This is a genomic window from Segatella paludivivens DSM 17968 = JCM 13650 (assembly GCF_000373185.1).
In the GTDB taxonomy this organism is placed as follows: domain Bacteria; phylum Bacteroidota; class Bacteroidia; order Bacteroidales; family Bacteroidaceae; genus Prevotella; species Prevotella paludivivens.
In genome coordinates this window covers 44,789-70,030 of record NZ_KB890628.1, presented here as the reverse complement: position 1 = coordinate 70,030, position 25,242 = coordinate 44,789, and the positions used below count along the sequence as shown (strand labels likewise).

At 37.9% G+C, this 25,242-nt stretch carries 14 protein-coding genes; 9 read left to right on the top strand and 5 right to left on the bottom strand.

Annotated features, from left to right (window positions below):
- Positions 1-2: 2 nt before the first annotated feature.
- Positions 3-1,268: a D-alanyl-D-alanine carboxypeptidase/D-alanyl-D-alanine endopeptidase gene (gene dacB / locus B045_RS0102110; RefSeq protein WP_018462617.1), complete on the bottom strand. Its 1,266-nt coding sequence runs from the start codon at positions 1,266-1,268 to the stop codon at positions 3-5.
- On the bottom strand, positions 1,265-1,654 hold the full coding sequence (locus B045_RS0102105) for a hypothetical protein (protein ID WP_018462616.1): 390 nt from the start codon (positions 1,652-1,654) through the stop codon (positions 1,265-1,267). The genes dacB and B045_RS0102105 overlap by 4 nt, the downstream gene beginning before the upstream one ends.
- Positions 1,655-1,770: 116 nt before the next feature.
- Here B045_RS0102105 and nadB point away from each other — a divergent pair, with 116 nt between their 5' ends.
- A complete protein-coding gene (gene nadB / locus B045_RS0102100; RefSeq protein WP_018462615.1) occupies positions 1,771-3,369 on the top strand; it encodes an L-aspartate oxidase in 1,599 nt (532 codons plus the stop codon).
- A gap of 44 nt (positions 3,370-3,413) precedes the next feature.
- On the opposite strand, the gene sov is transcribed toward nadB, so the two are convergent.
- Both sov and ruvA read right to left on the bottom strand, forming a co-directional pair.
- Positions 3,414-10,892 carry a T9SS outer membrane translocon Sov/SprA gene (gene sov, locus B045_RS0102095; protein ID WP_450097605.1) on the bottom strand — a complete coding sequence of 2,493 codons (7,479 nt, stop codon included), beginning with the start codon at positions 10,890-10,892 and terminating at the stop codon, positions 3,414-3,416.
- Between the two features lie 69 nt (positions 10,893-10,961).
- A complete protein-coding gene (ruvA, locus tag B045_RS0102090; protein WP_018462613.1) occupies positions 10,962-11,579 on the bottom strand; it encodes a Holliday junction branch migration protein RuvA in 618 nt (205 codons plus the stop codon).
- A 275-nt stretch (positions 11,580-11,854) separates the two neighbouring features.
- On the opposite strand from ruvA, the gene B045_RS0102085 reads away from it, so the two are divergent.
- From B045_RS0102085 to B045_RS0102045, 8 genes are all read left to right on the top strand, one after another.
- Positions 11,855-12,754 carry a diaminopimelate dehydrogenase gene (locus tag B045_RS0102085; RefSeq protein ID WP_018462612.1) on the top strand — a complete coding sequence of 300 codons (900 nt, stop codon included), beginning with the start codon at positions 11,855-11,857 and terminating at the stop codon, positions 12,752-12,754.
- 200 nt (positions 12,755-12,954) lie between these two features.
- A complete protein-coding gene (locus tag B045_RS0102080) occupies positions 12,955-13,356 on the top strand; it encodes an FMN-binding protein (RefSeq protein ID WP_018462611.1) in 402 nt (133 codons plus the stop codon).
- Between the two features lie 1,469 nt (positions 13,357-14,825).
- Complete coding sequence (locus B045_RS0102075; RefSeq protein ID WP_018462610.1) at positions 14,826-15,185, top strand: BlaI/MecI/CopY family transcriptional regulator; 360 nt, start codon at positions 14,826-14,828, stop codon at positions 15,183-15,185.
- Between the two features lie 3 nt (positions 15,186-15,188).
- Positions 15,189-16,928, top strand: a complete 1,740-nt coding sequence (locus B045_RS14160) for a TonB family protein (protein ID WP_025883673.1) — start codon at positions 15,189-15,191, stop codon at positions 16,926-16,928.
- 163 nt (positions 16,929-17,091) lie between these two features.
- The gene (locus tag B045_RS0102065; protein WP_018462608.1) at positions 17,092-17,661 is read left to right on the top strand and encodes a GNAT family N-acetyltransferase; all 570 of its coding nucleotides are present in this window, start codon (positions 17,092-17,094) and stop codon (positions 17,659-17,661) included.
- Between the two features lie 252 nt (positions 17,662-17,913).
- Positions 17,914-20,628 carry a SusC/RagA family TonB-linked outer membrane protein gene (locus B045_RS0102055; protein WP_018462606.1) on the top strand — a complete coding sequence of 905 codons (2,715 nt, stop codon included), beginning with the start codon at positions 17,914-17,916 and terminating at the stop codon, positions 20,626-20,628.
- A gap of 5 nt (positions 20,629-20,633) precedes the next feature.
- On the top strand, positions 20,634-22,244 hold the full coding sequence (locus B045_RS0102050) for a RagB/SusD family nutrient uptake outer membrane protein (RefSeq protein WP_018462605.1): 1,611 nt from the start codon (positions 20,634-20,636) through the stop codon (positions 22,242-22,244).
- The gene (locus B045_RS0102045) at positions 22,245-23,750 is read left to right on the top strand and encodes a ComEC/Rec2 family competence protein (protein WP_018462604.1); all 1,506 of its coding nucleotides are present in this window, start codon (positions 22,245-22,247) and stop codon (positions 23,748-23,750) included.
- Here the strand turns inward: B045_RS0102045 and B045_RS0102040 are convergent.
- Entirely contained in the window at positions 23,747-25,153 is a 1,407-nt protein-coding gene (locus tag B045_RS0102040) for a C1 family peptidase (protein WP_018462603.1), read from the bottom strand. The two genes, B045_RS0102045 and B045_RS0102040, sit on opposite strands and share 4 nt — an antisense overlap.
- Between the last annotated feature and the right edge of the window lie 89 nt (positions 25,154-25,242).

Sequence of the window (25,242 nt, the reverse complement as noted above, 5' to 3'; positions counted from 1 at the left end):
AATTAATTAGGTGAACACAACACCGTGCAGACACGATCTTGAAAGGCTCTCCCGTTTCTGCCATGAATGAGTCCCTGATTTATTATTGAGAAACAAAGCGTATGACCGTTTGCAGACTTACAATATCCAGCCAAACTACTTATTCCCGTTACTGTTCCTGTCTTAGCTCTTACATTTCCACTGGCGAAACCACCTTTCATACGTTTTTTAAGAGTACCGTCAACACCAGCTATTGGTAATGCCTGATTAAGATGATTATATATATTATCATTTTCATATGCATAGCGCAGCATCTTTACTTCCAATTCCGGACTCACATAATTGTATAATGAAAGTCCTGAACCATCAGCAAACTTATATTGCGAAGGGATCAAACCTATTTTCTCAACAAGTCTTCTCTCTACTGCACGTGCACTCTTTGCTGAAGCTGGATGATTTCCAGTGCTTGCTGCTATCTGATAATACATAGCCTCTGCATACAAATTATCGCTTTCCTTCAACATTCTCATCAGAATCTGATCAATCGTGTGGAAGCGATTTACTATGCAAAACGCATCAGCAGGTCTTCTGCCATCGTCAATAGTAGCATCATTAACCACTATTTTGTGTTTTCGGAGTTCTTCCAGCAAGCGCCCCATAAATATATCCTTGCGACTGATGATAAGCGGACTCAGCACATTATTGTCATCGTCCCAACACCAGCCTTCCCCAAACTGCTTGTCATCTTTCATGCTCTTATCGGCATACAACGTTCCGATAATTGTGTCAACTCCCATCTTCTGAATAGCCTCAACAAAAGCATTAAGGTCATCACTATTGAAACGGGGATCAAAACCTCCAACACAATATATATTTCCTTTAAGAGTATGATTTTCTACCTTTCCTGTATAGCAAAGTTCTGTCTTAAACTGATAATCTCCACCAAGCTTATCTATTGCTGTGATTGCAGTGATGAGTTTCATTGTGCTTGCAGGACGCATAAGCTGCTTTTCGTTGAAACAGAATATCGTACTGTCTGCATCAAGATCATACACCATCATTCCCAATTGCGAAGTCTTGAACATAACACTGTTTGTAAGTCTACTCAGTTTATGCTGTATGCCCTGAGGCCAAGGCAAGGCGACGCTGTCATTTTGCAGCGTGTCAACCATTGCAGAGTCAGCAACGTTACTGTCATCGTCATCCTCTATATTCTCCAATTCAACCTGCGCATAGGTTGGCAAGGTAAAAACTACTAAAAGAAGAAATAAATATCTTAAATGTTTCATTGTCTTTTGTTTAACTCAGCCATAAACAGTTCTTCGTCGTCGGGCTGCAAACTAATAAGATGACATGCACCATATTGCATAAGCAGATAACAACTAAGTCCGAAAACGGCTTTTATTCGTGTAACCTTCACTATATCCCCTACCCTTATAGATTTGGGCTTGGAAAATCTACCACGATAAATCACTAGTTGCTGCACCCCATTTTCATCTAGAAAGAAGGTGTAGGTAGTATGTAAAACACGCTCAATCATCATAACAATCACTATCACAACCAATAGTGCAGGTATAGCTATCTTATTCCATAAAAAATAAAATGCTAACAGTGTAAACAGAGCTATTGCACACTTGGAAGTAAACGTGAAACGATGGTGAAAGATACGATTCATTACATTATTAATAATATATTGTTTGCAAAATTAATAAAAAGATAGCATAGATGAAGAAAAATACACATATTTTTAGTATTTTTGCAACCAAATAGCTAAAAAGCTTATAAGCAAAAATGGTTTATAAATACGATTTTCTTATTATCGGTAGTGGTATTGCCGGTATGAGCTACGCCCTTAAAGTTGCCAGGGCGCATAAAGGTAAAGTGTGCATGATCTGCAAAACTTCCCTTGACGAGGCGAACACATCATTTGCACAAGGAGGTGTTGCTTCGGTAACCAACCTAGAAATAGACAACTTTGACAAACACATTCAGGATACAATGATTGCAGGAGACTACATCAGCGACTACAATGCTGTAAAGCAAGTAGTTACTAAGGCTCCGGAACAAATCAAGGAACTTGTTGAATGGGGTACTAACTTTGACAAGATGCAAGACGGTCGCTTTGACCTTCACCGCGAAGGTGGGCATTCTGAATTCAGAATTCTTCACCACGCAGACGATACAGGCGCTGAAATACAACGTGCATTAATGGATGCAGTAAGAAGCAATCCGAACATTATTATCAAAGAAAATCACTTTGCCGTAGAAATAATAACGCAGCATCATCTTGGAGCAAGAGTAACAAGACGCACACCATACATAAACTGCTATGGTGCATACGTTTTAAACCCTGAAACACAGAAAGTTGATACTTATCTCAGCAAAGTTACAGTAATGTGTACCGGTGGCTGCGGAGCTGTCTACCAAACAACCACTAACCCAGTCATTGCTACCGGCGACGGAGAGGCTATGGTTTATCGTGCTAAGGGAACAGTTGCCGACATGGAGTTTGTACAATTCCATCCAACATCACTGTATCATCCAGGAGAGACTCATCCTGCATTTCTCATCACTGAGGCGATGCGTGGATATGGAGGCATACTGAAATTGCCTACTGGAGAAACTTTCATGGAAAAATACGACAAGCGACTGAGTCTTGCACCACGCGACATTGTTGCACGAGCAATTGACAAGGAAATGAAAATACATGGCTTTGATCATGTTTGCCTTGACGTAACACATAAGAATCCAGAAGAAACAAGACATCATTTTCCAAACATATATGCTAAATGCCTTAGCATTGGAATTGACATTACGAAGGAGATGATTCCTGTACGCCCAGCAGCACATTATATGTGTGGAGGTATTAAGGTTGACCTTAACGGATGCAGCAGTATCGAAGGACTATATGCTCTTGGCGAGTGTTCATGTACTGGTCTTCACGGTGGCAATCGTCTTGCCAGCAACTCGCTTATTGAAGCAGTTGTTTATGCAGACTCAGCAGCAAAGCACAGCATTGATCATGTTGATGACTTCGTATTCAATGACAAGGTCCCAGAATGGAATGACGATGGAACTCTTACCAACGAAGAACATGTACTTATCACGCAGAGTGTGAAAGAGGTTGGACAAATCATGAGTAACTACGTTGGAATTGTAAGAAGCGACTTGCGACTGAAACGTGCATGGGATCGTCTCGATCTGATATACGAAGAGACAGAAGCTCTATTCAAGCGTGTAAAGATTAGCAAGGACTTATGCGAACTGCGCAATATGATTAATACAGGTTATCTTATAACCCGAATGGCTATTGAACGCAAGGAAAGTCGAGGACTTCATTATACAGTTGACTATCCTGTACACGCATACGACAAGAAAAAAGACAAATAATTATATATAAACAAAGCCTGCCAATGATTTGGCAGGCTTTATTTTTATCTTGTCAAACTGAATTTTATACTCAATCCAAAATCACGTGTTATTGTAGGATAACTGCTACTACTCAACAATGGAGTGTTACTTTGATGATCGTAATAGAAACTCATAGTGAGCATCCTTGACAATGTATAGTCTGCCGCAAAACTAAGTTTGAATGCGGTGTTGCCACTGCTGGCATCACTCATCACGCTTGCAATATCTCTCGTTATCGCAGCCTGATTACGATAACTTATGTCAAGACGCAAGTTAAGGTCATGATTTAATCCACCACGCCTGTTATTTGTTGTATTGCCACTCTTATCTTTTATGTTAACCCTATGTGAGTTCGTTCCAAAGAGACTGAAATCACTTATTTTATATCCAAATCCAATTACCCAGTCCTTGCTCAAAGCCTCGTTTATCTGAACACTTGTCATGCTAAGGCTCACACTCCTCACGGTACGATATTCCAGCTTTGCAGTAATATTATTATTGAATGTCATATCTATTCCTAACAATGGAGAAAAAGCCTCGTTGATACTTACCGTAGACACATTAAACATACTGCTTGGAGTAGGATTACCTGTTTCGGCATCAGTAATAAATCCAAGTCCATTCATATACTCAGCAAAAGTGCTGTATGAAGAATATGAACCTACAGTATAAATACTTTTGTATGAATGATTAATATTAAAACTCTTAAACACATCTCTGAACCAAGGTAGTCTTACTAATCCTCCATACCTCAATGTCCAGTTTGGCAAAAGTCTTGCCAAAGAAGGGAACAGTTCCAGACTGTTACCGCCCATACTTGTATAGGCTGATATAAAAGCCGGTACCATAACATCTGCGCTGTATTTATTAACAGTTCCATTCTTAACATCGAATACCTTCCCTGCCAATGAAGTGTTTTTTGGATAAACAGCACTTGCATATTGTGCTTCCACACGACTGCGGAATGCATCAAGCAGTCCACAGAATTTATCGAATGTCTTGCTGTGATAGCCGTTATTGGCATTCCCAATACCCTCAAAAGAACTACCAATTGATATTGTTGTCATCGCGAAAGTTCCACTTTGCGTCGTAGGCATTCCAGCATACATATACTGTATACTGCGAGCCTTTGTTGATATACGAGTTGCATTAAGGTCAATCTTCAAATCTTTCAAAGGTTCCAAAGTTGCCCTTAACTGCAAGTCTTCCGTTATGTTGCTTGTTGCAGGCGTGGCAACAGAATCATTCTGCAACAGCCAACCACGTTCAAAAGACTTATTTACATAAGAGTCTCCTGTAAGTCCAAACGCAAAATCAAGCCCAGGAGAAAGCAGTCCGTTTCCACGATTCTGCCCGAAGGCATCACCTACATTTGGCATAAATCCAGGCAACGACATTGAATACTGATTGCGATAGCTGATACTTACGTTGCGCACCATCATCATAACCCTAGCTATGCTCTGCGCTGTTCTATACCATTTATTGTTTTCAAGTGGCATCTTAGTTGCAACCGTTATCTTCAGGTGCAAAGCAGAATCAACCTTATTTATTATCCGTATTCTGTTATTATCTATTTTTTTGTATTTTAGTTTATAACTATGCCCGTCACGTGTTCTTGCAGTAACGATTATTCTCTTACTCTTCTTACCATGAGTAACTACCGTTGAAGTATCAGGGAGAATAGTTATTTCACTTTCAAAACTATTCTTGTTTTTCGGAAGAGCCTTCTTTGTTTTGTCGTCACCATTATTCTTGTTCATCATCCCAGGCACATTTCTCGGTTTCATACTAACTCTACTGAAAGGCGCAGATGTTCTGTCGAAACGTTCATTGGCACTTTTTAGGAACGGAATATGATTATACAGTTTCTCCATATTAAACGTACCATTTATATTCAGGTTACGATTATTTGTTATCGTATTTCCCAAACTTGTCCCATCATCCAGTTTAGTACCTCTCACCCAAGTATAATTTGCAGAATATTGTGCATCAGACATTACCCAGTCGAAAATAGGGATAAGATTCAATGGCAACTGATATGACAAAGTAAAGTTCTGCTGATAGTCAAGCGGAGTACCCATGTGCTTTATACTTGTCCAAACAGAGTCTTTCCACGCCTGATAATTATCAGCATATAGTTCCTTGTTTATAGGAGTATAGGGTTCTTCTATCTGTGCCCTCGTCGCACTTTGGAAAGTCATGTGTATATTTCGTGTCATATCCCATCTTAGAGTGAAGTCACGATTCCAAAGAAACTGTTCACTGAACGTTACTGGAATAGAAGTATTTTCTGTACTCTCCATGTCACGTTCCTGCAGTTCATAGTAGTTGCGCGTCATTTCACTGTTGAAAGCTACATTCTGCGGCAACCAGTTTACTCCCATTTTTTTAAATATATCAGCCCATTTTGATTTACTCTTCAAGTCTCTAAATGGTTCCCAAGTCCTATATATAGGAGTCCAGCTGTAGTTCATCGCTCCACGCCAGTTATCCTCATTTTCATATACAGTTGTCTCTCCACTTGTATGAGTATGGGAATGACTGTAAGAGAATGAGAAGTTGGCAGGATCATAAGGCATAGGATGTTGTTTTGTCTGTATTCCAACACGCACGTTTGAAAGAGAGAAGTTTGTGTTAACGGTCTTCTTTACGGCTATATTCTCAATGCTGTCCCTTTCTAATTTTGTTGCAGCCGATCCCAATGCGTCATCAAGTTTCATATCGGTGTCAAGCGGATTATATCTTGGCTTGTTTTTCTCTTTTGTTACAGAATAGTACAAGGGAGCTGTTACCTTAGCTTTATCAGGAAAGAATTTGCCTAGTTCTACATTTGTAGTAACGCTGTATGTGGAGAAGTCTTCCTGCGAGCGCTGCATCACTCCATCTTCAAGTCCACCAAATCCGTCACTAACATATTTTCCCTGAACATTGACGTTACCCAAGTCTGATAACTGCACATTCAGGTTGCCGTTTGCAGCCCATCCGCCTTTATTGTTATAATCCTTTAGTCGCAATTCGTTCACCCAAACTTCACCACTCTTGTTGTCTGCTGAAAGGTTTCTCACACCAATAATCATTGTCTTAACCTCACCCAAACTTGGATTTCCCATAACAGTAACCTTATTAGCAGGTTTATCTTTGTCATAATCAGTGAACACTCTGTTGAAATAAGCTCTTCCTTCAGCCTTTGCTATATTTCTTTTTTTCTTTATGTCTGTGAAAATAGATAACGGAATATCAAGCATATTGCTTTCAGGCCATACAGCCACGCGATCTATAGTAGAGTTATTATTATATTTTCCTGCTGGGGTTAATTTAAGCGGTATTTGATATTCATAATAATTGTTTTTGTAATCAGAACCTAAACGAATAAACACAGCCAGCTGTCCGTCTGTAAGATTCGTATTATTCTGCTGCAATGCGTTTGCATGCACAAACATCTGCAACTTTTTGTATTGTCTCAAATCTACCGTAGTATTCTTATAAACAGCCTTAGATTCTCCGTTTGAGAGATTGTCTACAATAACGTTCAATGCCTGTTCATTACTTTCCACAAGCTGTGGCTGAGTAGGATCCTGCTCACGGCTTATACCAGGAGGTAACACATAGTTTACTGGAGTCTTGTCTCCGTTTTCTTCTATACTTACCGAACTCACAGCCGCTGTTCCTGAACTGCCTGCATTATCGAGATTCTGCTCATATTGTCGCCATTCGCCACGCACGAGATTCAAACTTCCGAAACGCAGCACAATAGGATGTTTGAAACTTGTGAGAAACATTCTCATAAACCTTATGCTTGTGAAGCCCGAAATAGAACCAACACGCTTTTGATATTCGCTAAGGGGAATACGGAACTGATACCATGTCACATTTTCCGTTTTTCCATCTCTCAGACTGGCACTCGCCTCACGCTTATCCACTATGAAGTTATTGCCCACAACCATATCCTCTGGTCTCATCGACACATGATACTGATAATACTTTTCATATTCATTCAGTGTATAGTCCTGATTTATGTCCTCCACATCAGGCGTAGTCTTGTATGATGTATCATAGTTTTCTGAACTTGAATTACTGTCTGGTGAGTTTCCTTGCGGGTTGTTTATATACTTATATCTGTCCAGAATACTTGTTTCCTTTCGGTCATAGTCACTTCCTCTGAAATAATGATAGTCATCGTTTGCTGGGTCGTTGTATATTGAGTCCCAAACGGCTGCGCTCACTTTTCCCTGTATAGCCGTAAGGAAACTCTGATATGACTGGAAACTTCGTTCCTCAGTATCATTCAGTCCATTGAATCCAACATCCTGTAATGCTCTTGCACCACTCGTAGTAGCAAAAGCATAGGTCACAGCATTTCTAGTTGGAATCTTTCCCCATTGTGTAGTAGTGTAACTGGCAGAACCATCAACAGGCATTCCGCTTTCATAGAATTTTTTCCCATCACGTAATACATCTTCAGAAACCTCACCCAAATTTATATAAAAATCACCGCCGTAATCAGATGCATCTGCTTTTTTGTTTGTATAGATAAAAGGGTCCAGAAGCCAGAACTCCACATACTCTATATTAGCCTGTTCAAAATCGTTTGTATCAAGTTTGCGCATCATTCCTCCCCAATGTTGTTCTGGATTGTTTAATGTGCCGTCAAAGTTAATGTTGGTATTGAAGTTATACGGTCCACGTAAATTTGGATAATATGCTAAGTTTAGAACATTTAGTGTAGACAATGTTCCATTATAATTACTTATGTCCTTATTTGGATACAACTCTCTTGTAGGAACCTCGCGCACATAATGATTTGACAACTGTTCCAGGTCACTCTTTATATGTGCAGGAGTTAGCGAACTGGTTCGGCGTGTAAATAGTGGATCTATATTATACCATGCCATAAGCGAACGATTATATCCGCTTGCAAGAGTTGTCTTGTCATTGAATTCCGGAAACATCGAAGGTACACTTGATATAATCCATGATGTTGGTGTAGAAACATCAATCTTATTGGTGGTATTTTCAAAATCATCAAGATACGAAGCGTTATCCTGTGTACCATGATTCTTTCCAGCTATAAGCTGGGCGAACTCACCAGTAAACGATATCTGTGAAGGCTGAGTGAGATGCAGAAACGGCAGTTTGTCGAGCATATCAGTAAGCCATTGACTCTCTTTTTTCCAGTTAACGTTCAATCCCCACAAAGTATTATTAAGTGGCTCGGAACCCATTGTAACCTTGTTTGTCAGCGACTGTTCCGACAAATGCTGCAATGTACCGCTTAATTGGAACTCACGAGAGAAGTCATATTCCCAGTTCATTCCAAGCATCGTCTTGCGCTGCATACCATAGTCATTATTACTCTCCAGCGACACATTTACCGCCGTACCAGCATCAATAATACTTTGATTTAATATCGTTACCTCTCCAGCACTGTAGTCCACACTATAGTCTGTTCCTTCGGTAAGTTTCACTCCACCTGCTGTTACAACTACCGACCCATTTGGAATATTGAATGCACCCAATGATATCACGTTGGCAGACGATCCTTTGAACTGTCCAACAAGATTAAACTTATCTTTCTCTGCTATCTGCTTTGCTGTAGTCTTGGTACTGTCGTAAAGTTCTGTGAATGCGTATTTCTGAGCCACGTTCGCAGCAACACCTTTACTAACCAATATATCGTATAAATCCCTTCCAAAAGGTTCTGGTTCCGGAAAGAACACACGTCCATTGTTCACCGTGTAGCCTTGAACATAATCAAAGTATCCATTGCTCTGTGCCCTATTGTTATTGTCTAGTCGGTCAGCACCTATAAGTTTGATGATAAGAGTGCTTTTCACCTGACTTTCTGGAATATAATTAAGATATACTCCAGTTGTATCGCTCTGATATTTCACATCAAGTCTGAACTTTGTCTTCTCAACGGTATCGCCAAGCTTATAGACGTTCTTCATCATCAATGCCCAGTTTCCCTGGGAAGGATTATTACTCGTATTCTTAAGCGACTTCACAAACAAAGCCTCATTCACGTCAGTACGGTCACCAGCAAACTCACCAACCTGATATGTAACTCCACCATAGGTATATTCATAAGCAACAGCTACAACCTGATCTGTGTTTATTCCTGTGTTAAGACTTACATATCCCAAAGCCGAATTAACGGTATATTCTGAAGAACTCAACAGTCGTGCATTCTCCAGTTTCTCATAATCCGTACCTCCTACAAGTCCTCCTGCATCAAGCACCGTTGATGTCTGGTTGATATCTCTTGCCGAAGCCAAAGAGCTTACCAATGTAGAGTATTCTGTATTAGCATCATTTGCAGGAACATTCTTTCCTATTGTATTCCACAACGACTTATTTGAAACACTTATGTTCTCACCAAGATCGGTCAATGCCACAATATTTCTAGTATTGCTTGTCGCTCCTGTCTTATTTGTAACCCATATCTCCACACGATTGATGTTTACTCCTGTTGTCAGATTAGGTAGGGTCTTCATTCCAGAAGCATACTTCTTTCTGAAATACTGAGAAAGAAAGAAGTGACGGTTTTCCTCATAGTTGGATACATCTATATCAAAAGGCGTGAGTTGTACCCCACCTTTACTTGATACGCTTTTTGAGGAACTTTTCTTCTGTGATGCGACAAGCTGCATCTTCAGTTTACCAAATTGTAGATCAGTTCTTACTCCGAATAAAGATGTTGCCCCGCTCACAAGCGAAGAATTAGAAGGAAACGACACATTACCTGCCTCTACTAGTTTGACAATCTCATCTTCCTTTCCCTCGTATTTAAGTTTAAGATTTTGAGCATCATAATTAAAAGTAGCATCAGTATTATAGTTCAGGTTCATGTTCACCTTGTCACCAACCTTTCCGTTCACGTTCAGATTAATCTTCTCGTCGAAGTTCATCGTTGTGGTGTTCCTCCTGTTTATAGTAAGAGCAGGGTTATCAACCTTCTTCGTTGTTGCTCCGAATCTAAGTTCAGCTGTTCCTTGTGTTTTAATCCTCACTCCTCCAGCTCCGAAAATCTTTTCTGCAGGTCCCAAGTCGAAGTGCATATCACTAAAATCAAACTGATCCTTCCCTTTAGCCTTATATATCTCATTATTCTTCTTTCGGAAGAAAGCATGCATCTCTTGTTTTTCGCTCCAGTCATTGTATTCGCTTCTCGTCATCATTATTGGAGCATTGAGGTAAGTTCCCCCCATTTTTTTACCAAAAACATATTCGTCAAGCGTATCGTTATACTGTATGCTTTGTCTTAGGTTAAAAGGTGTCTTCAAGTCAAGACTACTGCTATCAAGGTCATGCCATGTAATTGGCAGAGTGCGCTGCACCCTCCACAATGCTTTTCTACCAGTTTTGACAGAGTCATCATCAACGCCTGACAATCTGGTATTTTTAGTGTCTGCAGAATTATTTTGTTTCTTTGTGTCGTCCTGAATATAAGGCATGGCGATTGAATAGCTTACGCAAAAAAGCGTAAGCATAACTACAATCATACAAAAAAATCCATGTCTTGTTTTCATTAACAAAGAATATCATCTACACTGAAATAAATAGTAAACAGTCTATTTTATTCTCTTCAATCCTTCCTTTACAACATCTTCCACAGCCCAATCAGGATGTTCTGTTATAATCCCTACAACAACTTTAGCAGAAGGTGCCGGCGAGAATCCAAGCATAGTTAATGCGGCAACAGCCTCATCCTTTATACCATTATTCATATTCATTCCTCCAGCATTGCGACTCAGGTGCAGTTCGTCAGCAATACCGCTTGCTACAATCTTATCTCGCAAGTCAATGATTATGCGCTGTGCTGTCTTCAGTCCTATTCCCTTCACGGTCTTTATCATCTTATCATCACCGTTGGCAATAGCATTACAAAGTTCAGCTGGACTCATTGACGACAACATCATTCTTGCAGTATTGGCACCAACTCCCGACACAGTGATGAGAAGTCTGTAAAGCGAACGTTCTTGCTTGTTAACAAAGCCAAATAACGTAAAATTATCATCACGTCCTCCTGTTACAAGAGATTCATGCACATATAGTTTTATTGCTTTTTTACCCTGAATGGCACTATATGTGGTAAGTGAGATATTCAGAGCATATCCTACTCCCGCAGCCTCAACTACAGCCAATGCCGGAGTTAGTTCCGTTAACTCGCCTTTTATATATTCTATCATCTTTATGTTTTATTTATTTATACTTAATAAATAACGCACACGCGCATATTATTATTGTATAGTCAGCAAGTAAGAGTTGATATATGTTAAAGTATAAATTATTTACGCATGAAGAATGAATATCAACATAAAAATAGGTTTATTATCATTATAATTTGTAACTTCTTGTAGAATTTAAGATAAAAAATCTACCAAAAGAGCTTATTTTTCAGCAGAATAATGTAATTTTGCGAATAGATAATCATTTAAAGTAAAACTTAACAACAATAAAGAATATGAAGAAGATTAGAGCAGCCGTAGTTGGTTACGGCAATATCGGACACTTCACTGTAGAGGCACTTGAAGCAGCTCCTGATTTTGAAATCGCAGGTATCGTACGTCGTAATGCCAATCAGGCTAAACCTGTTGAACTTACTGATTACGAAATTGTAGACGATATCACAAAGTTGAAAGATGTTGATGTTGCTATCCTTGCAACTCCTACACGCAGTTGTCCTGAATATGCTGAGAAAATAACAGCTTTAGGAATCAACACAGTAGATAGTTTTGATATCCACACGAGTATCCTTGACTATCGCACAAAGCAGATGGAGAACAACAAGAAGACTAACACTGTAAGTGTTATTTCTGCAGGTTGGGATCCAGGATCAGACTCTATCGTACGTGTACTCATGGAAAGTCTTGCACCAAAGGGACTTAGCTATACCAACTTCGGTCCAGGTATGTCTATGGGACATTCAGTGTGTGTACGTAGCAAGAAGGGAGTAAAGAATGCTCTTTCTGTAACTATTCCTCTTGGCGAAGGTATTCATCGTCGTATGGTATATGTTGAGTTGGAAGACGGAGCTAAGTTGGAAGACGTAACAGCAGCTATAAAGGCTGATCCATATTTCGCACACGATGAAACTCATGTATTCGCAGTTGCATCTGTTGATGATGTACGTGATATGGGACATGGTGTAAACTTGGTACGCAAAGGTGTTTCTGGAAAAACACAGAATCAGCGTTTTGAGTTCAACATGAGCATCAACAACCCAGCTCTTACAGCACAAGTTCTTGTAAATGTAGCTCGTGCTAGTTTCCGTTTACAACCAGGATGTTATACAATGCCTGAGATTCCTGTTATTGACATGCTTCCTGGCACTCGCGAGGAAATCGTCGCAACACTAGTATAAAAACTGTTTTACACTTTTTAGATACACAATGGCGCATGATTATAATTTTCATGCGCCATTGTCTTTTATATAAATCAAAAAATAACATAAAATTCGACTACGTTGATATTAAGATGTGGATTATATTTTTTACTTTTGCAGAAAGACTCGCTTATTAGGGTAAATAAAGGATTATAAATTAAAAATAGAATTATTATAATATGAATAAAAGATTCAATGCAATTGTCACAGCTTTGTCTGCTTCTGCAATGATAGCAGTAATGGTTAGTGCCATGCCTAACGATAACGTAATTACGCGCGAGAAAGATACTGTAATAGTAAACACTCAGGAACTGGGTAAGAATGTAAAGGGGTTCAGAGGTAATACTCCTGTTAAAATCTTCATACGCAAGAATAAAGTTGTAAAGATTGAGGCTATGCCAAATCATGAAACTCCTCAATTCTTTGGAAAAGCAAAGACTTTGCTAGATCAGTTTAATGGGCAGACAGTTTCAAAGGCTGTCAAGATGAATGTTGACGGAATTAGCGGTGCAACCTATTCTTCAGAAGCACTGAAGAAAAATGTAAAACTTGGTCTTGAGTATTACAAGAAAAATAAATAGTATTCTTATTATCCGCCGCTTAAAGTTGCAAAATGTATATTATAAGAGTAATTTACTTGTAATTTATAATTATTCTTGTATATTACCCTGTTTGCTACATAGGGTTTTCAAAAAACTAGTGTCTAAATGTCTATTTGCTGATAATCAGTATGTTAGATGGTAATTTTTTGAAAATACAGCGTCGCCATAATGTCAAAAAGCAAATGCGTTTCTATATAGAATTGAAAACGTTTCTACATAGAAACGGAAACTTTATGTCGTGAAAGTAAAAACGTTTCCACGTATAAACGTAAACTTTATATCGTATAAACGTAAACTTTGACCATGAAAGTGAATTCTTACTACATAAAACTATATATAGAGAGATTTTGAATTCTGCTTCTTCGTCAATTTAGAGGGGGGGATTCTCTATAAACCTATTCCGGCTAAAGACAAAACATAAAAAAGTTTTTTAATGTCACTAATGTTATAATGTCACAAACCCTTTATTTATAAGGGTTGAGCGAGTGACATTAAGTGACATTATCAGCGTAAAAGTGACATTAAACCCTAGATTACACCTGGTTTTTGGCGTTTTTTTCGTAATTATGCAAATATATATTGAAACTGAGTGCACAAACGATTACATAAATTTACAAAACTTTTGTGTAACTATATTACATCGGTATGTGTGTAATTCAATTACATCAGCATGTGTGCAATTCGATTACACAACGTGTGTAACCATGTTACACAACGTGAACAACTCGATTACACACGTTAGGTAATCGAATTGCCTAGCGTGAAAAACGATATTACTTTGCGCAGGTAAACGAATGGTTATCAATATGATTACAAGAATAAGATTATTGACAATTACTATTATTTTACAGTTGTGTTCTGAGATAAAAACTAAATATATTAGGAAGTTATAGCGCAGAATTCACTTTCACGGTCAAAGTTTGCGTTTATACGATATAAAGTTTACGTTTATACGTGGAAACGTTTTTACTTTCACGACATAAAGTTTCCGTTTCTATGTAGAAACGTTTTCAATTCTATATAGAAACGCATTTGCTTTTTGACATTATAGCGACACTGTTATTTTTAAAATCCACCATCTAACATACTGATTATCAGTAAATAGACATTTAGACACTAGTTTTTTTGAAAACCCTATGTAGCAGAAAGATTAAGAGACTAGCAACTATGCAAATTAGATTAATATGACAATTATATTTTTATTCAACATCTAAAAGATATTTGGCACACAAATACATGAAAATTACTTAGCATATAAATTGAAAATCTTTAAGCCAAAACGGAAATAAGCGATATATATATAATAATGTAAGTTATTAATAACTTGTTACGAAACATTCGTAAAATGTTAAAATAGCAGCAATTTAAACACTTTAACGTACATTTTATTGCTTTTGTTACGAAAGTTTCGTAGATTTGCAGCATTGATAATATAAACATATAATGCAATGGAAAAACTTACAAAGCAAGAAGAAGAAGTTATGAGATATGTATGGAAGTTAGGTCGCTGCGCTGTAAAGCAAGTACTAGATGCTATTCCTGATCCTAAACCACCCTACACAACAGTTGCTTCTATAGTGAATAACTTGAAAAGAAAGAACTTCGTTAAGTCTGAACGTGACGGAAAAGGATATGTTTACACACCTTCGATCAATGAGGGCGAATACAAGCGTAGATTCATGAATGGGTTTGTACACGATTATTTCAAGAACTCATTTAAAGAAATGGTTTCTTTTTTTGCTAAAGAAGAAAAAATATCAGAAGATGAACTGAAAGATATAATTAAGGAAATAGAGAAAGGAGAATAGAATATGGCTATATATCTATTAAAAGTAAATTTTGCTCTGATTCTGTTATATGGATTCTATCGGCTTATGACAAGCAGAGACACATTTTTTGCATTGCGACGTGCCACGCTATGGACAATATATCTTATATCATTAACTATTCCATTACTTAACATTGAATACTGGATTAAAGACTCCGATACCACAGTTAGTATGGCAAACAGTTATGCCACAAGTATATTACCAACAATGATGACATATGCCAATGCTCCGTCAATAACATGGAAAGACTTTCTACTATATGTCTATATAGCCGTGGTAACGATTATGTTGCTAAACTTTATTTTGCAGCTTGGAACTATCGTATATATGGCATGCAAACATAAAAAAATAAGCATCAATGGCACTATACTGCACACATTGAGAAGCAAAGATGGACCATTTTCTTTTTTCAAATGGATCTTTTTAAATAAAGAAGGATTAAGTGATGAAGAACTTAATGAAATTATAATACACGAACGCACACACGTAAACCAGTGGCACTCTCTAGACAGTATCTTTTCAGAAATGTTTTGTATATTCTGCTGGTTTAATCCTTTTGCATGGCTTATGAAGCGGGATGTGCGTATTAATCTGGAATTTTTAGCCGATGAAAGTGTTTTGGCTGAAGGCAACGCGCGCAAAGCCTATCAGTATCACTTGCTTGGTTTGGCATATCATTCTCCAAAAACTGATATTGCCAATAACTTTAATGTTTTACCTCTTAAAAAAAGAATTAAAATGATGAACAAACGTAGAACGAAGGAAATAGCAAAGACTAAGTATTTATTATTTGCGCCACTTGCAGCCGCATTGCTTTTTGTAAGCAATATTGACACAGTAGCACGTTCACTGAGTGAGAAAATTCCAGAGATTGCAAAAATATCAAATGCAACAAAAGGATTACTTGAATCAGGAGTTACTGGAAATAAAGTTCAATCTGTAGCCGACCTAGTTAACAATGCTGTTGAAAATCAAGCTCAAGATGCAAAGATTATCAATATTAAAGGAACTGTTGTTGATGAAAGCGGTAAACCGATACAAGGTGCACTTGTTATCATAAATGGAATAAAGAAAGGTTCTGTATCTGATACTAAAGGAAACTTTTCTTTAAATGAGGTCTCTGATGATAATACTATTGTTGTGCAATATGTTGGCTTTGACGATATGACATTCCGTGCAGGAGATGCAGCTAACGGAATAAAGATTACTTTAAAGAAGGACAATAGTGACTCAAACGGTGAAGATAAAGTTTACGAGAGCGTAGACAAGTTGCCAAGTTTTCCAGGTGGTAGTGACAAGCTATCAGATTACTTTGCCAAAAACATAAAGAATCCAGAAAATTCCACAAAGGGGGGTTTTACGATAGTCGCATTCACTGTTAACAAAGACGGTTCTATATCTGGAGCCCATGTTGTAAGAAGCTTTGACCCAGAATTGGACAGCGAAGCTTTAAAAGTTATAAATAGCATGCCTAATTGGGAACCTGGCATTAAAAAAGGTAAAGTCGTAAAAACATTGTTCACTATTCCTGTACCTGTAGGAAATATTAAGTTACAATCTTCAGAAGAAAGGAAGAAAAACTATAAATATATAATAGACGGTAAGGAGCTACCAGAAGGTCAGGATATTAATGATATTTTAAAGCCATCTGAAATCAAAAGTATCATAGTTATGAAGTCAGAAGACGGAAAAGCGAAAGTGTATGTGAAGACATTTAAATAAGATATTCCATTTAAATCTCTTTTGAAAAGAGAAAATTGTATTGTTTAAATAAAGAAATGGCAGTGCTTGTGATAGGTACTGCCATTCACTAAAAATCATTAATATATTTGTGTATTTATCGTTATATTAGTATTTTTGTAATAAAACGTAATAAATACTTTACATGATAAGAATAACGAATGCCACTAAACAACAGGCAGATACAATATCTACACTCATCATGCTGGCGATGAACCATGAATGTTGCAAAAACTTTGCTGGTGAAAAACATACGTTAGAGGATTTTCATAAGATGATGACAAGACTTGTGGAAAGAGAAGACTCACAATATTCGTATAAGAACACATTAGTAGCTTTGGATGAAGTATCAAAAGCCGTTATTGGCATTTGCGTAAGTTATGATGGAGCAGATCTGCACACACTGCGAAAAGCTTTTATAGAGGAAGCTTTAAAAGAATTTGGCATAGACTATTCTGGAATTGACGATGAAACCGGAAAAGGAGAACTGTATATTGACAGTTTGGCTGTTGATAAAAGATTTCGCAAAATGGGTATTGCCTCTGCCCTATTAAAAGCAACATTAGAAAAGGCAAAAGCACTGAATATTCCATTAACAGGATTACTCGTTGACTGCGGAAATCCAAAAGCAGAACAGCTGTATACCAGACTTGGCTTTAAATTTGTGAATGACGCAGCATGGGGTGGCCATAAAATGAAGCATTTACAAAGATGAAGTAAAGCTTAATTCAAAACAGATATTTCGAATTGATTTTAAGACTGCTATAGAAATACGATTTTATGCCTCTCACACATAATCGTATTTCTATAGCAGTCTCGTCAAATTTACCACGTAAATAAGCTATGTAATGAAGCACTTTCATCTTACAAAACAGAAAAATAAATAAAGCTTTTATTGCTTTAAACATTATTTTTAACTACATTTGCAATATAGTTTAATATTTTTGCGCCATTAAAATCACACAACATGTATAACTGGAAACTCATAATACCCTTGCTGATAATGCCAAATTTCACAATGCAGGCTCAGGAAAAACATAGTCTTTCAGAAATAGACTCATTGGAAATAATGCGACTGATACCAGAACGCAAACAGGGATCGGCAGATATTGTTACTGAAGACAGAATGAACAAGGGACTTGTGATAAACTCACTCAATGCATTAAGCGGACAAGCTGCAGGTGTGAATGTGACTTCTGGCGAAAACCGAATGGCACAATTGAGCAGTGTGCGAGTAAGAGGTACGACTTCTCTTACTGGCGGTAATGATCCGCTTGTTATTATTGATGGCGTTTACAGCGACCTTTCTACCCTTTCATCAATATATCCAGCAGATATAGAGAGCTTTACGATTCTGAAGAATGCCGCAGAAACAGCAAAATATGGTTCTAGAGGTGCATCAGGCGTTATACAGGTTACGACCAAAAAAGGACATGGAAGTATGTTTCATATTAGTTATGATGGCAATATTGGCTTTGAGTCTAAATACAAGACCATAGACATGTTGCAACGTAACGGATATATATCAACGGCAAAGACACTGGGGCTTGATTACAATGACGGCGGATACAACACTGATTTTCAGGATGCAGTAACAAGAACTGGAATTGTACAAAATCATCATATAGCTTTCAGCGGAGGCTCTGAAAGCAGTAACTATCGTGCGTCAATAGGAGTTATGGACCACAAAACAATTATTAAGGTTAATGAATACCAAAACTTCACTGCTAAGTTTGACCTATCACAAAAGGCATTCGATAATCTTCTTTCTATTGATTTTGGTGTATTTGGAGCTTCACAAAAAAACAACTATATATTTGACGAACAAAAACTGTTTTACAGTGCAGCTACACAAAATCCAACATACCCAGAAGGAATGAATGCATCGGGTGGTTGGGATAAAAATTCAACGGCTAGTCAGATAAACCCTCCGGGAGCATTACTAAAAGAGAAGAACGATGATAAGAACATTAACTTCAATACTCATTTAGGACTGGACTTTACACTAGAAAAAGAACTACATTTAAAACTATTCGGCAGTTATAGCTATAACTCTCTAGAGAATGCAGTGTTCTGCCCGACATGGGTTTGGGCACAGGGGCAGGCTTACCGTGGAGAACATAAGACAGAAGATATGCTGGGCAATGCAACTCTTGAATGGAAGCACTCATGGGGTATACACGCTATAGAAGCAACAGCAATGACAGAATACCAAAAGAGCAAACATAGCGGCTTCTGGACTCTTGTAAAAGGTTTCACAACAAATGAATTAGGATATGACAATCTTGCCGCCGCCTCTACAAGGCCATACGGAGGTACAGGGTCTGACTACACAGAGTCTTCACTGGCTTCTGCGATGGGTAGCGTATCATATACACTTCTGAATAGGTATACCGTTGCTGCCAACATGAGAGCTGATGGAAGTAGTATGTTTGGAAACAACCACAAATGGGGCATATTTCCATCTATATCTGGGACATGGGATGTTGCAGCCGAACCTTTCTTTAAAAGCTTACGCAAACTTGTAAACATTTTCAAGATAAGAATGGGATATGGACTCTCTGGAAACCTAGGAGGTATTGATCCATACAACTCAATAAATTTAGTTCAGCCTACAGGTGTAATATCTTATAACGGTTCACCAACTATAACAATGGGACAATTCCGCAATGCTAATCCTGATTTAAAATGGGAAACACGAAGCACATTCAATATTGGTACGGATATAAGTTTTTGGAAGAACAGAGTGATACTTACAGCAGAATACTATTACAGTAAGACACGAGACATGCTATACCAATATGATGTACCTGTTCCACCATTCACATACAATAAGTTGCTTGCCAATCTGGGAGAAATGAGCAATAGTGGTTTTGAACTAGGTTTAGGCATTACTCCTATATCAAAGAAAGACATGGAACTAAACATTAACATGAACGTAGCATTCCAAAAGAACAAACTACTTTCATTGTCGGGCAACTATAACGGCACACAACTTTCTGCTTCACAGATAACAAGTATAGGTTCACTTAACGGTGCTGGATTCCATGGTGGCAACAACAACATCGTATATCAAATAATAGGTCAACCACTTGGAGTTTTCTATCTGCCCCACTGCACAGGGTTAACAAAAAACAGTGACGGCAGTTACAGTTATGCCATTGCTGACCTTGACCATAACGGAAAAATAAACATCGAAGACGGTGGCGACAGATATATTGCAGGACAAGCCACACCTAAATGGATACTAGGCTCAAACATCAGTTTCAGATACAAAGAATTTGATGTATCATTGCAGATAAACGGAGCTTTTGGTCACAAGATATACAACGGAACAAGTCTAACATATATGAACATGTCTAGCTTTCCCGACTATAATGTTATGGCAAAAGCGCCGAAGCAAAATATTAAAGACCAGACAGCAACAGACTATTGGCTGGAAAAAGGAGACTACCTGAACTTTGACTATCTAACAATAGGCTGGAACATACCTGTAAGAAATAAATATATCAGTTCACTACGTCTTTCATGCTCTGTAAATAATTTAGCTACCATAACAGGATACAGTGGACTCACACCTATGATAAACAGTTATGTAGTTGATGGAACACTTGGTATTGACGACAAACGTTCATATCCTGCATATCGCTCATATTCAATGGGAATAAGCATTCAATTCTAGATCACATGAAAAAAACGTATCATATAATAATAACGATTATCGGTATTGCCGGAATGACATTATCGACAACATTTCTTTCGTCTTGTCTTGATGAGAATTCCAAAGACAAACTGCTTGAATACAAAGCTTACAACACGGCAACCAATTTATATATAAACTCAGTGGGAAACCTATACAACTATATAGGCGGAAACAGTAACAGTCAAGGTATTCAAGGCACTTATCGGGGAGTATATGACTACAACACGTTTACCACAGACGAGGCTATTCTGCCTACAAGAGGAGGAGACTGGTATGATGGCGGTTTCTGGCAAGACCTATATATGCACAAATGGACATCCACTGACAAGGCACTACTAGACACATGGAACTATCTTTATAAGGTAATTGGACTATGTAATCATTCTTTAGCAGAAATTGAATACAACAAGAATCTACTCAACGACTCTGAGTATAATGAATACACAGCCGAAGTAAAAGGCATAAGGGCTATGTTCTACTTCTATATCATGGATATGTTTGGAAACGTACCTCTTTCAATGAAAGACGGCGCTACACTTGCTGAGATGACACAAGCAACACGTCAGGAAGTAGCAAGTACAATCATATCTCAACTACAAGAGGCAGCAACATACCTTCCAGATGAACACAGTAACATCCAAGGAACATATTACGGTAAATTCACACGTCCTGTAGCTTATTTCATACTTGCCAAGATGATGCTTAATAATGAAATTTATCTTGGTACTGGCGAACATACGTTTAACATTGATGGGAAGCAACTTAACGCATGGGAAGCATGCATATATTATTGCAACATGATTACCAAAGAGGGATATTCTCTTGAAAAGAACTATGCCGACAACTTTGCGGTACACAATGAGACTTCAAGTGAAAACATATTCACCATACCTATGGATAAGACATTATATAGCAACCAATTCTGGTATCTCTTCCGTAGCAGACACTATAATCATGGAAGTGCAATAGGTATGGATGCTGAAAACGGAAGCTGTGCCACCCTATCAACGGTTAAGACATACGGATATGGTACGGATTCTATTGACAGCAGATATAGTATAAACTTCTACAGTGATACACTGAGAGTTGACGGAAAGATTGTTTATCTTAACAACGGAGATCCTTTGATTTACAGACCACTTGAAGTTGCACCAGACCTTACAGGCAGTAAATATGAAAAGACTGGTGGAGCCAGAATGTCTAAATATGAGATAGACCGTACTGCACATGCTGACGGAAAGCTGCAAGACAATGATATTGTGCTATTTAGATATTCAGATGTATTGCTTATGATCGCTGAAGCAAAAGTACGCAACGGTGAAGACGGTACACAAGAACTCAATATGATACGCAATCGTGTAGGAATGAACGACAGAAAGGCTACGTTGCAGAATATCCTTGATGAAAGACTACTTGAACTTATGTGGGAAGGTTGGCGACGTAATGACATGATTAGGTTTGGAATCTTTCAAAAGGCTTACGACCAACGTAAACAAGTAGATAACGAAGATAGCAAATTCACATACCTGTTCCCTATTCCACAAGCTGTAATAGACATGAATACAAAATTAAAACAGAACCAAGGATACAAATAAATGTACACGAATAACAAACTGCAACTTTATCCTCTGCTGCGTCTCGCCATAGCCTTATGCATAGGTATTGTTACAGGAAATCTACTATATAAGCACATAACTATAGGTATATGGCTCACTTCTGGCATTATATTCATAGTTTTAGCATTACTTATAAAACGCGAACATATACAAAGCATACTAATTGCTGCAACAACATTAGCACTTGGCGGAACTTTGATGTGTCGACAACTGAAAGCAACTGATATACAACTTCCAAATGAAACATCTCAATATGAGGCTTTGATTACAAGCACACCAATTGTCCACGGTAAGGTTTTGAAATGTGATATTGAAATTATGAGCCTCAACGAAAAGTCTCTTGGCAGTCCAATCAACGCAAAAGCTACTATTCTCAGGGATACTACAACTGAAATGAAACTGAATACTGGTGATGGGATATGCGCTGAGTCTGTTTTAGAAAAGCCACATAATATATCTGGCAGCTCAAACTTCGACTATGCACAATGGATGAAAATACACGGATACACAGCGCAGACATTTATTCCATATTGGAATATACATCCCGCAAGAGTTTCGCTTGGCAAAAATGCTTATGACAGATTATGTATGAAAGCACGTATATTTCGTGACAACCTATCAAAAAAAATATTTGCGGATAACAGAAAGGATAAAGAGGCTTACTCTGTGATTTCTGCAATGACACTAGGCGACAAGAGTGCACTGGACAAGGATACGAAAAATGCATTTTCTATATCTGGAGGAAGTCATGTCCTTGCATTGTCGGGATTGCATCTTGGAATAATATTCTCAGTATTCCTGCTTTTGTTCGGTCATAGTGCAATCGCTATGACATTATCTATAATTGGTATCTGGGCATTCGCCTTTCTTGTAGGTATGCCTCCATCAGTAGTACGCAGTGCCGTGATGCTCTCAATATATGCCCTTGTAAGTATCATAAACAGAAAAAGCATAAGTTTTAATACTCTTGCTTTTGCGGCAATAGTGATACTTGTAATCAATCCACTTAGTTTGTGGGACATAGGATTTCAAATGTCATTCATGGCTGTTGCTGGAATATTCACCCTATACAAGCCAATGTATATGCTGTTGCATCCTTACAACAAATTGTTAAGTTGGATATGGGGAAGTATCTGCGTATCATTGTCTGCACAAACATTTACTTTTCCAATAGTACTTCATTGTTTCGGACGCTTTTCATGTTATTTTATTCTTACAAACTTTATTGTTGTACCATGTGCTACATTGATAATATACATGGCTGTGGCTTTGATAATAACAATCCCACTAACTGCACTCAATAACATTGTATGTTACGTAATAGTGCAGATAGCGGGATTAATGAATCGTTCTATATTCTTTATAGCAGGACTTCCAGGATCGTCAATAGAAAATTCCTATATTTCCACGTCGCAGACCTGGCTGCTATATATATTTATTCTCAGTAGTTTTGCAATGCTAAGAATGCTAAAAGTCCGGAATTAATTATCCTCTAAGAACAAAGGATCATCAGGAGTAACCATGATTGGTTTCTGAGAAGCAGCATCCAATATCTTTTGTGTGGCATATTTCTTGTTCACAACAAGACGGAACATATACTCATTAAACCAATTATTGGTCATTATCAAGCATCCTTTCTGTCCGTAAGTAGGTCCCCAACTATTCTCGACTTTCCATTTTTTAGGATTACCATTCTTGTCCATATCTACAGCTGTAAGAGTCATAGCATGAGTAGAACCACTGTCAAAAGTACTTATACGGTCGGCTTTATTCATATTGAAAGTCGTTCCCATAAGAGTAGAATAATCAAAGTTGTCTACATCCATATATCCACGCTTGCGGTCTAACTGCTTACCTACGTCATAGCTAGAATAAATCTTGTGTCCGTCTTTTATTGAAGCAATGGCTAGCTTGGCAATTTCTTCCATAGGTAGATTTAAGTATGTCCAGTTGTGACCATCATAGGTATGGCGGTCATATTCTACTTCAAAAGTCTTGTAATATGGGCGTCGCGGATCGTTCATTACCATAATGAAAGTACCATTAAGTTTCTTTCCAACGGTAGCTTCATAGAATGTCTGTGGAGTGTACTTATGCGCTTCACCAACAGCCTTACCATTTTTATCAGTAAACGTATATGTGAACTCCTTAGCTGGTTCACCAATAGTAAGAGTTAGCAAATGATAAATATCTGCCAGCATTTCAGTCTTTCTATCTTTTATAGCATTCTTACTTTTTCCAGAAGCAACCATACGACGAAGTTCGAGTCCGTATTCACGCAACTTACTAGAGACAAGTTTGTCCATAATCTTTGTGTTGTCACTTGAATATGTTTCAGGCTGAACACTCATAGGAACCAAACCATACTTTTCTGTAAGGTCTGCTATACCACAAAATGTACCGCCATCGCTGATAGGATTTTTAAAGAAGAACTGCACTGTAGGGTCTTCCATAGGTTTCTTTGCATTATCAATTATTCCCTGAAGCATAAGGTTTGCCTTCTCCAACTGATCGTAGAAAAACAAATAAGCATGAGAGAACTCAACAGCAAGAGTGTCGTTGTGCTGTTTTGCAAAATCTGCACGAAGCACATTCATTCCTGTAAACATCCAGCAACGTCCAGAACTCTGCTGGTCGTGAATATTCTGACTAGGAGTCTCATTACTGAAGTATGTATCAACAGTACCCTGATTGGCAAAGTTCTTAGCCAAATCGTCTATACTGTTAGATGCGATTGCATTGAAAATAGCCTTATCAGCTTTTGATGATTTCTGTGATTTCTCTATCTGCTGCAACATATTAGCAGATATGCCACCTGGATTTGTCTGTGCCAGCATCATTGTTGCTACACACAAGCAAAGTCCAACTGTAAAAGTCTTTTTACTCATGATAATGTTTACTTTTAATATTTTTACGCCTTCAAAGGTAATAATTAATGTATTGAAACACAAAGAAATTAATATTTCTTTTAAATTTT